The organism is Candidatus Pelagisphaera phototrophica, assembly GCF_014529625.1.
Lineage (GTDB): Bacteria > Verrucomicrobiota > Verrucomicrobiia > Opitutales > Opitutaceae > Pelagisphaera > Pelagisphaera phototrophica.
The window spans coordinates 1,049,106-1,062,130 of sequence record NZ_CP076039.1 but is presented as its reverse complement, the minus strand read 5'-3'; the positions used below and the strand labels follow the sequence as shown (position 1 = coordinate 1,062,130).

The window sequence follows — 13,025 nt, the reverse complement described above, 5'->3', positions numbered from 1 at the left end:
ACACCTTTTTAACATTATGAAAGCAGTTATACTTGCAGGAGGTCTTGGGACGCGACTCTCGGAGGAGACCCATTTGAAGCCCAAGCCTATGGTGGAAATTGGGGGGCGCCCAATTTTGTGGCACATCATGAAACTATATTCCCACTATGGGATTAATGAGTTTGTCATTTGCGCGGGTTACCGTGGCTATGTGATTAAAGAATACTTCGCCAATTATTTTCTACATATGTCTGATGTGACTTTTGATATGGGGGAAAATCCCTCCGAATCAAATCGGAACAATTGAATTTCCTATCAACCGGCCGAATTCGGGATCGAATTGTCGGATATCTTCGGGGGTGCCCAGCACGTGGACCTTTTCAGTGTCGATCATGTGAGTGTATACGGAGGCATTCGGATCATCGATCAAGCCACGATAGATCGGGGCGATATAGTGCTCGTTGCCGTGATCGAAGAGATGGTCGCGGTAGAGTTTCCGGAAGAGATTGAAGGTCTTGAAGTAGTAGAGGCCGATGGTCCCCCGATTACTGATCTTCACCTTCTCGGCGATGTCCACCACCCTTAGATCCTCTTCCGTTTTGACGAAGCTCCACCGGTCGCCTTCGGCTTCAAAGGCCGGTATCCAGCCATCGCCCGTGATTAAGCCGGGCTGCAATTGCTCCGGTTCGACGTAGGTGTCGATGTTGTAGATGATGATCTCTTCGTCGGGATCAGAGATCCGGTCTTCGGCCGCCAGGACGGTATCGGCCTGGCCCTTGGTCAGATAATCGAGCTCGTGGATTGAGAAGCTCTTTAATCCATGGGCCCGGCACTTTTCCGAGATGAAAGCCGCGGCGGCGTGATGCTCGCGGGTGATGAAGATGAAGTGGCCATCGAAAAAGTTCTCCAGGCTCAGAAGGGCCCATTCAAAGAGGGTCTTTCCCCTTGCCTGAATCAGGTGCTTGGGCTCGAGGATGCCGATTTCGCTGAATCGGCTTCCCTCTCCAGCCATGGCGATGATCACGTTCATTGGGTGATCTTCTCGATCTCCTCCAGCGACAGGTTGATGAACTCATCGGGGCGAATGGTCCTGTCATCGACGTAGAATCCGTTGGATCCGCACCAGGGCCGGCCCGGGAGCACTTCGTCGTAGGGAATGTCGTGCTGATCCAGCCACGCAAAGATGGTCTTGAGGGTCACCGCATTGATCCTCCCCAGGTTGCCTTCGAAAGTCCGCATGTTTCGTGCGGTCTGGATGATGATATAGAAGCCTTGTTGCCGGTACTCTTTCAACTTGGCGACGATCTCTTCCTTGGGGGCGACATCGAAGTAGTCCTGGTCCCTGCGTTTGATCTCGCACAGAGTGCCGTCCAGATCGATGACGATGACGTTTTCTTTTTGAATCATGATGCTTGAATGAGTGGCGGCCGAATCGGTGAGGCGTTACTGATAGGAATTTGCTTTTTGGCGGCGATAGCTGCTGGAGGTGAGGGTTGGTTAGCTGGAAATTCAATAAAGGCGATAACAGTGCGCTGCTGGAGCCACCACGCAACTCCAAAGTTCCATCAAACGTTGGATCAGCAAACATTGCATTTATATCATCAGCGCGTTCCTTTAAAAAACCCGCATAGTAAGCATTTTATTTGGAACGATGGCACTTACAAATGGTTAAGATCAAACAAGAGACTATCTATCAACAAGCAGTAAACCGCTCTATAAAAAAGTGCCATGGGACTGGCTTCTAGGTCATTGGAATATCGAAAATAGTGAAGGGAAAAAGACAAAGGTGCATTGGTGGAAACCAGACCCAAAATCGGACTACCTACTCGGAAAATGGGAACATGAAGATGGAACTTGGGAAACGCAGCTCGTCGGTTGGCGTCAAGACACACAAACCTTGTCGTCTCATTCTTACGGTTCAAATGGTACGTATGGAGAAATCAATTTTACTGAGTTCACGGGGCGTAAGAAAATGAAAGATATATTTAGGCGACACGAGGGCGACGGGAAGATAGTGACTGGAACATTTTAGGGGTACCAGATCAGTGATGCCTTAGTGCATACGCGTCAGGTTCTATCCGATGGAACAGTGATGACAGGAAAAACGACTCGAGCAAGCGCGCAGTAAAATGATGAGCAAAAACCTCTTCAAAGTGGTCGACTGGCCTTCGCCACTTGAACGCCGCATGGTTGTTTGAGATTCCTAGAGTCATAGACCAAAGAAATAAAGAAGTGAAAGACCGATTGTCCAAGCTAAGTGTTTTGGTGGTCAGCTGCAAATATGATTTGAGAGAAGACAACGACTTAATTGAACTCAGCAAAGATGAAGACATGCTGAAGATCTGGAGCACGATTCCTGGGCTCGGGGTTAAACTTGCATTAGCGAATCCTGAGGAAAATGAATACGGTGGGGTTCACCTGTTTGAAGATGCTGCTGCATTGGAGGCGTTCCTGGCTTCTCCGATTCTCAAAGAGTGGGTTGAGCATCCTGACGTGAGTGAGCTTAAGTTTAAAAAATACCAAGTCTTGCCAGATTTTACTCAGAAGACTATCAAGCCTAATTATCTCAGTGGGGATTTCATTAACGATCTAGCACCAAAAAATTAGTTTGTTCCTTCTTTTGGTTTCGCCAAAACAACACTATCATTTAATTACTCGCTGCGGCTGATGATGCCTCTGCATCTTGCGGCAGGTAAAGTTTGAACACCCTCCTATCCCTAGCAATGCGGCGAATCTGACCCCATGGACGAAAAGCAATTTTCTAGCAGTAAGTCCACAAAAAGGGTACACGACAGAAAGCACTTATAGTTCGCTGCACTCGGTAGAACCCTTTGGCTGTCTCCGGTGAAACCCCATTCCGCACAATTTCTTTTTGAATGCTTGAGTCCTTCCCTCGTTTCCATAAATTTTTCCAAAAGGTCCATGAGGTCATCGTTTTCATCTCTGATAAAAATTATATGACAACTTCAAAAAAACTATGGTTCGGATGTTTCATGCTCGGTATAGTCGGATGTGCGACCATGTCGGCGGCAAATAGGAAGAACATAACATTTCGATACTTGAATTCCAATGGCATCCAGATGCATGTAGCCGAACAGGGAGAGGGGCCTTTGATCATCCTCTGTCATGGCTTCCCGGAAACCTGGTATTCGTGGAGGCACCAGATTCCCGCACTGGCCGAGGCCGGATTCCACGTCGTTGCCCCGGATCAGCGCGGCTACGGTAAAACCGACAAGCCTCACGAAATTGAAGCGTATAACATATTCAAGCTCACAGGTGACATCATCGGTCTAGTGAATGCCTTGGACAAGAAGGAGGCTATCATTATCGGCCATGACTGGGGCGCTCCAGTGGCTTACTACAGCTCCCTCCTGCGGCCGGATATCTTCAAGGCGTTGGTGCTCCTGAGTGTGCCTTACTCGCCTCTACCTCGAGGCGAAGGTGCGGTTCCACCCATCCAAGCTGCGAAAACGGCTGGGGAGGCAAACGGGACAGAATTTTATCAAGTTACCTTTCAGGACCCGATTCGCACTGAGGAGATTTTTGACCAAGACCCCAGGAGCTTTCTCACCTCCGCGTTGATCGGTGCTTCGGGGGACGCGCCGCCCGATAGCCAATGGAATCCATGGTCAAGCCCCGGTCAAAGACAAGCGAGAACACAATCGCCGGTACCCTCAAAACTCCCCGATTGGCTCACGGAAGCGGATTTGGATTTCTATACTCTCCAATTTGAAGCGTCCGGTTTTCGTGGCGGACTGAATTGGTATCGCAACATTGATTTCAATTGGCTTCACACCGGCTTCCTCATGGACGCCAAGATATCACAGCCAACCCTGTTCATCGCCGGGGAACTCGACGGCGTCCTCAAATTCAGGGGGGACGCCTATGAGCGGCTTGAGGAACATGTGCCACGCCTTTCCAAAAAGGTCATCATTCCAGGTGAAGGGCATTGGATCCAGCAGGAGAATCCGCAAGAAGTGAACCGACTCATTCTAGAGTTCCTGAAGGAGCTGAGATAGGATCGGTCTTGTTTACGCTCCTGAGCACGTCGTCATCGCGACAGACGATCCTCTGTTCCACATCTGCGAAAGGCTCTCGTTAACTTCCGTGTAAGTGGGGCACAATTGAATTTCCTATCAACAAAACCTAATCTCATAAAGATGAAAAATGTAATTATTGTCGGATACCCCAAAAGTGGGAATACCTGGCTCACAAGACTCACCGCGGAATTGATTAATTGTCCGGTAGGAGGATTCCTGTATTCGGACAAAAAAGAAATTGCCATAGAAGGTTCGCAAAGGAACAGCGAATTTAAGGTGTTCAAAAGCCACCATCAACTTCACGAAGTAACCGAGGCGGATTTGAAATCTTCCAAACTGATCTATCTGATTAGAGATCCTCGTGACATTTCCGTTAGTGGGAGAAATTTCTTTTCCATTCAACTTTTATCCATGCTAAACTGGACAAGAGGCGCGATCCTGAGAAAAATGCTTAATCTCGGTATTAAGATCATTAATCATGTATATCGGAAATTGGCCATGAAAAGAATGATGAATAGAGCGATATTATCAGGAAATAAAAATATAAATCATTGGTGCAGGATTTCCTGGAAGCAGCATTTGGCACCCTACCTTCAAAATGAGAACGTGTTAAAAGTTAAATATGAATCTGTGTTAAAAGAACCTGTTAAAGAATCTAAGAGAATATTAGATTTTTTAGGAATAGATAAAGAGGAACAAGAGATCAAGCAGGCCATTCAAAACCAATCATTTTCACATGTGAAGAAGAAGTTCAATGAGCAGAATGAAATTGGCAAAGCCAACTTCCTAAGAAAGGGAAAAGCACAACAATGGAAAACCATTTTTTCAAAAAGAGAGAACCAAATCTTTCTTAACTCCCTGCACAAAGAATTGGCAGGCTTAGGCTACGATTTCGATTAAAATTTAATGAAATTGCTCGTTGTTGGGTCATCTGAGACAAACCAATGGCTGAGTTCTGTCTTAGTTCAAAGATAAAGAAGACCAGTCCTACAAGGACCCCGACATTGGCAGTTGCTGTGCTTGAGGTGATGAAGGTGCTTGTTTTCATAATGCGGCACTAGATAAGAATAAGCCGCATCAAGAGGAAGAGCTAAGTGGCTCCAATACCACTGCCTTTTTTGCAAGGAACCCTGATAGCACGATCAGGGTGTGTTTTGCTTCACTTGGCACGAGACATGCTCGAGCTAAATAGGATGGTACTTTCCACTAATCTGCACGAAATTAAGCTCTTCGCAGTAACGATGGGTTTGCTGTTCTCAGCTTCGTTGACCGAAGCCGCACTGATAGACAACGGTGACTTTACTTACGATATCACAACAGGTATCTATTGAAATGATATGTTTTCTACGACTGGTTTTTCCTACGATACGCTCTCGGCTGGGATTGCTTCTGGGGCAACCCTCTCTTCTAGATTAATACTAGATGGATGGCACTTCGCTACTCGGGAGGAATTAGACGATTTGATTGATGCCGCAGTCGGAAGTGACCTTATGATCAAGCGATGGGGGGAAATTTTTTTGGACAACTCGATCTATGATGATATGGTAATACTGGTAGGCCATCTAGGTGAGACCTTCGCTGAAGATGGGGCGCACTACGTACAAGGCGGCTTCCAACACAGCCTCGAGTACGGTGGAAAATAAAACTAAATGTTTATATCAGACAAAATCATATTCGTCGAGTTGCATAAAACCGCCTCCGCGCACATAAAGAGGATCCTCTTAGAACTGTTTGAGGGCGAATCAGTAGGCAAACACAATCAATTAACCACTGAGCTAATTGATCAACGAAAAACGATCCTCGGATCAGTTAGGAATCCGTATGACTGGTATGTTTCTCTATGGGGATATGGTTGTGACCAAATGGGAGGTGTATTTAAAGCCGTTACTCATAGAGACCGAGGAAACTTCCGCCGCAGAGGTTGGAAAAGCAATCCCCGGGGAGCAGCTTTAATGTTTATTGAGGATATTAGAGGGGGAAGTCGAAGAAAGGAATGGGAAGGTACCTACAAAGATGCTAATGATCCAGAAGGGTTTCGAATGTAGCTGAAGATGATAAGTGATCCTAAATATATGGCTGATGTAGGTGAGGGTTATTTCGAATGGCCAGGTTGTGGATTCGTCGGACTGATGACTTTTCGTTACCTAAAACTATTCTGTTCTACGGTAGATACAAACGACAAGTTCACTTCTTTGAGGACAGATAGACAGATCAAGGAGTTTGAAAAACACAATCTCCATGTCGACCACTTTATTAGGCAAGAATCTCTTGAGATCGATCTTGTGGATATTATTACAAAACTTAAACTAAAAGATCCCCGAGGAATTGAAGAGAAGCTTTTCTCCATGTCTAGGAGAAACACCTCATCACGGGGGCGAGATTTGGCATACTACTATGACCAAGAGTGTCTTGAAATCGTCGAGAGTCGCGAACGGCTTATTCTCGATAAATTTGATTACAGATTTTAATTTGTACAAGAATTGTTGATAGGAAATTCAATTGTGAATAAATTAAGTAAGCAAAAGGATGTAAAAGTTTATTCTTTCAGGCATGGTTACTGTTAGAGACTGCATACCCACCAAGACTATATGAGCAAATTAGATACAAGAACAGCAGCCTAACTTCTTGGTCACAGCCACGAGAAACACTTGCGAGTCTATGGAAAATGGACTCCTCTGGGTTCTATTGAGAAAGACTCGTGAATATACTCACACAAAGCATATTTTAATTATTTATCAATATATTATAGTAACCATATCATAGTCTTGATAAAAGTTTTGAGTGTTTTCCCAACTTATATATATCAAAAGAGAAGATGAAATTAATTTTTGACATCGGTAGTAATAATGGTGATGACATTCCATATTATCTCCATAAGTCTGATATAGTTGTTGCTGTTGAGGCAAATCCTAATTTATGCGAAATAATTTCCAAAAGATTCAAATCGGAAATCAGAGATAAAAGATTATTTATTGAAAATGCAGTTATTACTGATTCTAATGAAGAAAAAACAAATTTTTATATTTCTAAAATAAGTCATGTTATATCAAGTATCTTTCCTCCAAGTAATAAGAATTTAGACAACTGGGAGCAAATTAAAATAAAGACTATTTCATGCAATGACCTTTTAGAAAAATATGGTAAACCTGACTATATAAAAATTGATATTGAAGGTGCTGATAAAATATTCCTTTTGCAACTGCATGAGGCTAAATACAAGCCTAAATATATTTCTGCAGAAAGCCATCAATTAGATATTCTTTGTACCTTGTCTGAGAAATTTGGATATAAGTCTTTTAAACTTGTTAAAGGTTGTAGTGTTAGTGATACTTATGGGAAAACGAAAATTTTCTCAAAATATTTGAATAGGTATATTTATTACAATTTTCCTTTTCATTCGGCTGGACCATTTGGCAATGATATAAACGGAAATTGGTATGATAGGGATTCTTTATTAATTTTATTAGCAATAGAAAAACTTGGTTGGATAGATATTCACGCGACAACTGAATCTAAAGGAAAAAAAATAGGTTTTTCTAAAATAATATATATTATGGGACTTGCTATCCTAAAAAAAAGACTTGCTATTATAAATAATAGGTTCATAAAAAAAATTTTATGGGATTAGGGTGTTACTTTTAAAATCTTCTGTAAAGTTTTAAAAATCAGTACAATTTGAGTGACAGCAAAAGTCTCCAACTAGACTTCCAGAGTTGTCCGGAACTTTGCTTCCTCTCAAGGTTGACAAGGCTTATTTATTGAAGCTTTCATAAGAATAATAACTTCCTGGTGTGAGTGCTGGTTGAGCAATTTTAAAATTCTGCTCTTTCATAATACGGAATAAAGCACTCATGTTAGTTGGAGTAATGTAGAGATCGTCATCCGGAAAACATACATACTTATATTCCTTAAACGTATCGCCTAATTCAATAATTGAATACTTCAACAGATACCATTACGGTCTTCTTTTATCGAAATAGTAGTCAAACAAATTTTCATCTTCGAGAGCTCGCTCTTCTGTGTAATCAACAATACAAATATCGTACTCCCTCTCAACATCATACCAAATATCCTGAGGTCCTTTATCTCCAGTCGCTATGATTATCAAATTTTCCATAACTATAGATCACCCAATATATTCAATAGAGTTTCTCGGTTATATTCGATAGCCTTCTCTCTACTTAGATTTTCAATAGCAAAAGCCCTTCCTTTTTCACCAATCTTCAGAGCTTCAAGTGAATTGCTCTTAATCCATGATGCTATTTCACTCAAGTCCGATAAGTCATGCTTTAATGGAATGTAATTTACCCAAGGTTCTAGATCATCAAACCAAAATTCCTTGTATTTTGGTTGTTGTATAACAACTGGCCTCCCAATAAATAAAAGAAGCTTTGTTCTACCAGAATAACCAACTCCTTCCAGATCAAGTAACGCTAAATTCTGCGCTAAATCACTCATTTCCTGGAAGCCAATAGGCTTCCCAGTTAATGGGTCAACCTTGCTCCAATCGATAAAGTTAATGTCTAGTAAATCATTACCCTTTGAAATCTCATAAGCTTTCTCCCTTGATTTGCATAAATTAGCTCCTATCCAAAATAGCTTCTCATTTGTAATTGAACGCTCTTTAGTTTCACTGAGCTCTTTAGTAAACACACTATAGTCATCAATCCCAGTTTCTGGCCATCTATCAAATACAAAATCTGAAAATAGCCTGTAATGCTGATGCCCGCATTCTCCTATAGAACACAAGTTAATAGAACGCTCACTACAATACTCTTTGGCTGGCGGTTTATCAGATGCAAATAACCTTATGTCAAAATTCCTCCCCCTTAACTCTTCACAGAAATTGATAGTTTCATCCAGTAAATGAATATATGATTCAGCCCTGAAATCCCAATTACTATAGATTCTTGTTTTTCTTCTAGCCCTGTTTTTTTTATAAGTTAGAAAATTAGAACTATCAGGAATATGCGAGTAAGCGATTCGAAAACGATTTTTAATCAGCAATTTCTTTACGCACTTTTTTATCATCCTCATTATAAGAGCAACATTTGCAACCCCACCGATTGGATCAAGCCAAAAATAAGGGAGTTTTCATTTTACTGATAGGAATTCGCTTCTTAGAGAAAGATTAATTTTTAAACCTTAGATGTTTGAATTTCCGATAACATTCTCCCAAGGATATCCAAGTTAGCCAAGGTAGGGGGATTACTCTACTCCATGCTTTGAGTCGTTCCTTCAATCCCATTTTAGATTCAGGCTCAGACTGTTTAGGAGATATTTTCTTCAGGATATTGAGTATAGTTGCGATTTCATGACTACTATTAGATTCAATCAATAATTCATAGCGTTGCAAAAGATCACTGCGGTCCAATAACTCCCGTTGAGTGCCAAACGCAAAATGAGAAACGATTGTGTTTCCGCAAATGGAGTTCGTTTTTTGCATTTCTCTTGGTTTTATAACCGTTAAAAAGTCTTCCTCCTCTTCAGTCACGGATCCATCAAATTTTGAAAATTCATCTCCCATCCATGACATACAGTTAATAGACATTCTATTCAATGAAATGAGAGTTGAGTTGAATTTAATTGAATTTATATTGTCATTTTTCAACTGCTCAAAAAACCATTCGTGCAATTTTAGGGCAAATTCAGGAGAACGCCATCCCCAGTCGTCATATACGTGCGCCGTTATGTATTGAGGGTAGCTGAAAAATTTGTACTGTTGCAGTAAGTGCGTGCCGATCGCATTATTGATGATGATCGGAAATACTAGAAAGTGATCGGGATTATTAATTCGATAGTCCAAGAATGTTTCAAAGAAACCATCTTGAATCCAAACGATGTCATCATCAAATCGTATATAGATGGTGTTGGATTCTGTAGCGGTGCAAAAAAACCATCCGATGGTTTTAAATCCATTGATCACTCCATCTTCTTTTCGGATAGGGTTAACTTTATCAAATTCACTGGCAAGGTTATCAATAAATTGAATATCATCAGTGTCGACCGTGTTAACCCATACATCCCAACGATCCACTTCCGCGGCCGATAAAATATAAGGGGCTAATAGTTTCATGTATCTCCTCCTCCCGGCAGGAGTGACACAGATCACGCGAAAGCCTTTATACATGTTGGCATGAACCAGTCCTCCACGTCCGATGTCAAATTTTTTATCCACGGTGCTCCGTCGCCGCTCTGTTGTAGCCACGGTGCTCCGTCGCCGTGCCACGTCGCCCCCACGCCCCTCCTTTTTTTTCAAACTTCAAACTTCTTCCTCGGGACTGGAAGCAATTCCACAACCCAAAGGACCTCGCAAGTGCACCGTATGCCGCATCAAGAACGAAGACTCGTTCATCGCAGTCTGCGCCAACGCAACGAATACGGAACGTAATAAAATCTTGATAATTTGCGTTCGAACCCTTTTTCGGCACTAAATTTTGTCACACAAATACCCCTCTAATTGTGACAAAATAGTCTACCTTATAAGGATGCAATCGATTGATAATAAGCTTGTATCGAGAATATATGGCAACCAGACGGGTTGGGCATTTTCTAAAAATGATTTTTTGGACCTCGGTAGCGATGCAGCGATCCGAAAAGCACTCTCACGATTGGAAGCCAAAAGAACCATTCGCACGGTTCTGCGAGGGTCTATGATTGTTGATAGGAAATTCAATTGTTCCGATTTTCCCCAAAAAAATTATTTCCCAAAGGACTTCTGAAGAAGCTCTTATCCCAGCCTCTGCCTAGCGAAGGGCAAAGCCTATTAAACCCAAAACAACCAAGGTAGATCATGCCGCAAAGCATAGTGCCAACAAACTAGAATCTCAGCACGCTTCAAGGTTTTGAGAGACTCTAGTCGCGGATATCACCTACATTAGAACCAAAGAAGGCTGGCTCTATCTTGCTGTTGTTATGGATCTCTTCTCACGCACAATCATTGGCCATCAGACAGCTTCTGCTATGCCAGCAGAAATAGTAACGAGGAGCTTGGAGCAAGGGGTATCGGATTGAGTGTTAGATACGAAATCAACCAGGTTCCACGCGGATCGAAGCACTCAATACACCAGCCACAAATTACGAAACCAGCTTGAGAGGTGGGGTATGGATCAGTCGATGTCTGGCAAAGGTAACTGCTATGACAATGCCTGCTGTGAAAGCTTCTTTTGCTCTCTCAAGCGCGAACTAATGCCAGATAGCGGCTATTTTGAAACTCGGCGTGAAGCCCTAGTAGCCATTTTCCAACATATCGAGGGCTTCTACAACTCAAGGTGCAAGCACGCATCACTAGGCAATCTATCACCAGTGCAGTTTCAAGAGCTACTCTACAACCTTTAAAAAGCAGCATAACTAGCATACCAATAATTTATACACTCTCTGAAGGAAATTTGAGGGGAAGGTCACAATGGAAAAAAATAACCTAATGCCTCCCTACATCATTTGGACAATACGGCGTACTGGAGGCACAAGCTTCACGAGCCTTTTAGATAACCTCTCATCCTACCCTTCACTGGAGCATGAACCCTTCAATAAAAATAGAGTGTATGGTTACATCACCCATAAATACCACGCAGGTGAAGAAAGTACCGTCGATAAAATTTATCAGATTTTAAAAAACAAACCGAATATCAAACACTGCTTTGAAATTATTCCAGAACAGATAAATCTGAATATACTTAAAGCAACTCAACTGCTCGGTTATAATCAAATATTTCTGTACCGGTCGAATCAAGCAGCTCGAACAATGTCCCTTATTCTCTCGCAAGCTAAAAATGTGTGGGGACCGAAACAATCGGCCCGCTATGCTCCTTATCTAAATCGTGAGAAGAAGCTCACAATTCCAAATGATCATGCCTGCCGTAGAAAAATGCAATCGGACCAGCACCTCAGTGAAACTATGTACAAGCATATTCAAAAAAATCATCGCCTCTACTCATTGAATTTGAACAATTATATCAAGAGTGTGAGATGTCTCGAAAAACATACATAGAGTATATCTTTAGCAGTATGGGCATATATGGAGCCCTTGATGAAAAAGTAAGCTTTGCTCAACTTCGCCTAAAAAAGGGGGTGACTAAGTCAACAGATATTCGGAAAATGATTCCAAGTTATAAAAAAACATTGAAGTACCTTAGTAAAAATGAAGTCCCCTATTCATTTCAAAACAAAACGCGTTCTCAGCTCTCACGGTTCGTAACAAACGCAATATCTAGGATAATCAACACCTTTGAATCCTAATTGGGCCTAACGCCCATGTGCAATTGGCACCATCACTAACGAAATAAAGCCTTGCTGTCCTAAATAATCCACGGAGTTTATAACTTGATAACGCAAAACCAACTTCTGACCCTCCCCTCTGAATCATATCGGAACAATTGAATATCCTATCAACTTAATGGAGCCTATGGAAGTTGAGCTGTGCTTGAAGGCAGTGGATTGCTCGTTAATCCGGGGAAGGGTTACTTGTCTTCCCAAAAGTTCGGATACCCCTTGCTGCAATGATTCAAAGGGAATGACTTGGATTTTTTGGGGGGGTGTTAGATGAGTACTTGAAATAGTGAATTTGCGGTATCCAATGGTCTCTTCCCAATGGAATGAGCAGGTTCATCCTCACGAGCAGCGTATATGGCCAATTATGCAAACGGCTCAGAATGACGCCAATTAAGTATTGACTCAGTTGTATGTTGAATCTCCTTTTTGAACATTGAATCACCTCTTTCTTGGGGTAGAGAGAGACGACCGGCAAATATCAGAGGCCATTGAAAAACAGTCTTTCAAGAGGAAGAAAGAAAAGTTTGAAAAGATGGGAGAAACTTACCGGGCAAATTTCATGAAAGCAGGAAAAAAAGAGCAGTGGCGAGAAGGGCTGAGCAAAAAGCAGCAAAAGCTTTTCAATGAAGTTCTCGCTGACGATTTGTGCCGGTTGGATTATCCTCTGTCATGATTGATGCTGAAAAAGCAACGTAGTTCATAGCATTTTTCTATGCTAAGCTATTATAAAAACTT

18 protein-coding genes and 2 pseudogenes are annotated in these 13,025 nt (G+C 42.1%); 14 read left to right on the top strand and 6 right to left on the bottom strand.

All coding sequences use genetic code 11. From position 1 onward, the window contains the following. Positions 1–16 precede the first annotated feature (16 nt). Positions 17–259, top strand: a pseudogene (locus GA004_RS04695) (sugar phosphate nucleotidyltransferase); the annotation flags it as partial. Between the two features lie 9 nt (positions 260–268). Here the strand turns inward: GA004_RS04695 and GA004_RS04690 are convergent. The 3 genes and pseudogenes from GA004_RS04690 to GA004_RS17925 form a co-directional block, all read right to left on the bottom strand. Continuing rightward, positions 269–1,009, bottom strand: a complete 741-nt coding sequence (locus GA004_RS04690) for a glycosyltransferase family 2 protein (RefSeq protein WP_283396146.1) — start codon at positions 1,007–1,009, stop codon at positions 269–271. Beyond that, positions 1,006–1,386, bottom strand: a complete 381-nt coding sequence (locus GA004_RS04685) for an HAD hydrolase family protein (protein ID WP_283396145.1) — start codon at positions 1,384–1,386, stop codon at positions 1,006–1,008. Before GA004_RS04685 ends, GA004_RS04690 begins: the two co-directional genes overlap by 4 nt. Positions 1,387–1,486: 100 nt before the next feature. Then, positions 1,487–1,603, bottom strand: a pseudogene (locus tag GA004_RS17925) (LD-carboxypeptidase); the annotation flags it as partial. Positions 1,604–1,702: 99 nt separating this feature from the next. Between GA004_RS17925 and GA004_RS04680 the strand changes: the two are divergent. The 9 genes from GA004_RS04680 to GA004_RS04640 all read left to right on the top strand — a co-directional run bounded on the left by GA004_RS04680 (position 1,703) and on the right by GA004_RS04640 (position 7,647). Continuing rightward, positions 1,703–2,011 carry a hypothetical protein gene (locus GA004_RS04680; RefSeq protein ID WP_283396144.1) on the top strand — a complete coding sequence of 103 codons (309 nt, stop codon included), beginning with the start codon at positions 1,703–1,705 and terminating at the stop codon, positions 2,009–2,011. A 200-nt stretch (positions 2,012–2,211) separates the two neighbouring features. Further along, on the top strand, positions 2,212–2,586 hold the full coding sequence (locus GA004_RS04675) for a YdhR family protein (protein ID WP_283396143.1): 375 nt from the start codon (positions 2,212–2,214) through the stop codon (positions 2,584–2,586). A gap of 350 nt (positions 2,587–2,936) precedes the next feature. Next, the gene (locus GA004_RS04670) at positions 2,937–3,998 is read left to right on the top strand and encodes an alpha/beta fold hydrolase (protein ID WP_283396142.1); all 1,062 of its coding nucleotides are present in this window, start codon (positions 2,937–2,939) and stop codon (positions 3,996–3,998) included. Between the two features lie 141 nt (positions 3,999–4,139). Beyond that, complete coding sequence (locus tag GA004_RS04665; protein ID WP_283396141.1) at positions 4,140–4,919, top strand: sulfotransferase domain-containing protein; 780 nt, start codon at positions 4,140–4,142, stop codon at positions 4,917–4,919. Between the two features lie 293 nt (positions 4,920–5,212). After that, positions 5,213–5,350 carry a hypothetical protein gene (locus tag GA004_RS04660; RefSeq protein WP_283396140.1) on the top strand — a complete coding sequence of 46 codons (138 nt, stop codon included), beginning with the start codon at positions 5,213–5,215 and terminating at the stop codon, positions 5,348–5,350. 6 nt (positions 5,351–5,356) lie between these two features. Beyond that, positions 5,357–5,662 carry a hypothetical protein gene (locus GA004_RS04655; RefSeq protein ID WP_283396139.1) on the top strand — a complete coding sequence of 102 codons (306 nt, stop codon included), beginning with the start codon at positions 5,357–5,359 and terminating at the stop codon, positions 5,660–5,662. A gap of 6 nt (positions 5,663–5,668) precedes the next feature. Beyond that, positions 5,669–6,064, top strand: coding sequence for a hypothetical protein (locus GA004_RS04650; protein WP_283396138.1), 396 nt, complete (start codon positions 5,669–5,671; stop codon positions 6,062–6,064). Positions 6,065–6,070: 6 nt separating this feature from the next. Continuing rightward, complete coding sequence (locus GA004_RS04645) at positions 6,071–6,487, top strand: hypothetical protein (protein ID WP_283396137.1); 417 nt, start codon at positions 6,071–6,073, stop codon at positions 6,485–6,487. Between the two features lie 347 nt (positions 6,488–6,834). Beyond that, positions 6,835–7,647, top strand: coding sequence for an FkbM family methyltransferase (locus GA004_RS04640; RefSeq protein WP_283396136.1), 813 nt, complete (start codon positions 6,835–6,837; stop codon positions 7,645–7,647). A gap of 327 nt (positions 7,648–7,974) precedes the next feature. Here the strand turns inward: GA004_RS04640 and GA004_RS04635 are convergent, their stop codons facing one another. From GA004_RS04635 to GA004_RS04625, 3 genes are all read right to left on the bottom strand, one after another. Then, positions 7,975–8,136 (bottom strand): hypothetical protein, encoded by a 162-nt coding sequence (locus GA004_RS04635; RefSeq protein WP_283396135.1) that lies wholly within the window; start codon positions 8,134–8,136, stop codon positions 7,975–7,977. 2 nt (positions 8,137–8,138) lie between these two features. After that, on the bottom strand, positions 8,139–9,050 hold the full coding sequence (locus GA004_RS04630) for a glycosyl transferase family 90 (RefSeq protein ID WP_283396134.1): 912 nt from the start codon (positions 9,048–9,050) through the stop codon (positions 8,139–8,141). Positions 9,051–9,150: 100 nt separating this feature from the next. After that, positions 9,151–10,278: a hypothetical protein gene (locus tag GA004_RS04625; protein WP_283396133.1), complete on the bottom strand. Its 1,128-nt coding sequence runs from the start codon at positions 10,276–10,278 to the stop codon at positions 9,151–9,153. 608 nt (positions 10,279–10,886) lie between these two features. On the opposite strand from GA004_RS04625, the gene GA004_RS18135 reads away from it, so the two are divergent. The 4 genes from GA004_RS18135 to GA004_RS04615 all read left to right on the top strand — a co-directional run bounded on the left by GA004_RS18135 (position 10,887) and on the right by GA004_RS04615 (position 12,963). After that, on the top strand, positions 10,887–11,033 hold the full coding sequence (locus GA004_RS18135; protein WP_425492925.1) for a DDE-type integrase/transposase/recombinase: 147 nt from the start codon (positions 10,887–10,889) through the stop codon (positions 11,031–11,033). A gap of 90 nt (positions 11,034–11,123) precedes the next feature. Further along, positions 11,124–11,357, top strand: coding sequence for an IS3 family transposase (locus GA004_RS18130; protein ID WP_425492893.1), 234 nt, complete (start codon positions 11,124–11,126; stop codon positions 11,355–11,357). A 67-nt stretch (positions 11,358–11,424) separates the two neighbouring features. Further along, a complete protein-coding gene (locus GA004_RS04620) occupies positions 11,425–12,009 on the top strand; it encodes a hypothetical protein (RefSeq protein WP_283396132.1) in 585 nt (194 codons plus the stop codon). Positions 12,010–12,723: 714 nt separating this feature from the next. Then, positions 12,724–12,963 (top strand): hypothetical protein, encoded by a 240-nt coding sequence (locus GA004_RS04615; RefSeq protein WP_283396131.1) that lies wholly within the window; start codon positions 12,724–12,726, stop codon positions 12,961–12,963. The last annotated feature ends 62 nt before the right edge of the window (positions 12,964–13,025 follow it).

What these genes read in the sequence shown, in the direction of transcription:
- GA004_RS04690 (WP_283396146.1), bottom strand. Translation starts at nt 1,009, where the DNA reads ATGAACGTGATCATCGCCATGGCTGGAGAGGGAAGCCGATTCAGCGAA.
- GA004_RS04685 (WP_283396145.1), bottom strand. Translation starts at nt 1,386, where the DNA reads ATGATTCAAAAAGAAAACGTCATCGTCATCGATCTGGACGGCACTCTG.
- GA004_RS04670 (WP_283396142.1), top strand. Translation starts at nt 2,937, where the DNA reads ATGACAACTTCAAAAAAACTATGGTTCGGATGTTTCATGCTCGGTATA.
- GA004_RS04665 (WP_283396141.1), top strand. Translation starts at nt 4,140, where the DNA reads ATGAAAAATGTAATTATTGTCGGATACCCCAAAAGTGGGAATACCTGG.
- GA004_RS04660 (WP_283396140.1), top strand. Translation starts at nt 5,213, where the DNA reads ATGGTACTTTCCACTAATCTGCACGAAATTAAGCTCTTCGCAGTAACG.
- GA004_RS04655 (WP_283396139.1), top strand. Translation starts at nt 5,357, where the DNA reads ATGTTTTCTACGACTGGTTTTTCCTACGATACGCTCTCGGCTGGGATT.
- GA004_RS04650 (WP_283396138.1), top strand. Translation starts at nt 5,669, where the DNA reads ATGTTTATATCAGACAAAATCATATTCGTCGAGTTGCATAAAACCGCC.
- GA004_RS04645 (WP_283396137.1), top strand. Translation starts at nt 6,071, where the DNA reads ATGATAAGTGATCCTAAATATATGGCTGATGTAGGTGAGGGTTATTTC.
- GA004_RS04640 (WP_283396136.1), top strand. Translation starts at nt 6,835, where the DNA reads ATGAAATTAATTTTTGACATCGGTAGTAATAATGGTGATGACATTCCA.
- GA004_RS04635 (WP_283396135.1), bottom strand. Translation starts at nt 8,136, where the DNA reads ATGGAAAATTTGATAATCATAGCGACTGGAGATAAAGGACCTCAGGAT.
- GA004_RS04630 (WP_283396134.1), bottom strand. Translation starts at nt 9,050, where the DNA reads ATGATAAAAAAGTGCGTAAAGAAATTGCTGATTAAAAATCGTTTTCGA.
- GA004_RS18130 (WP_425492893.1), top strand. Translation starts at nt 11,124, where the DNA reads ATGGATCAGTCGATGTCTGGCAAAGGTAACTGCTATGACAATGCCTGC.
- GA004_RS04620 (WP_283396132.1), top strand. Translation starts at nt 11,425, where the DNA reads ATGGAAAAAAATAACCTAATGCCTCCCTACATCATTTGGACAATACGG.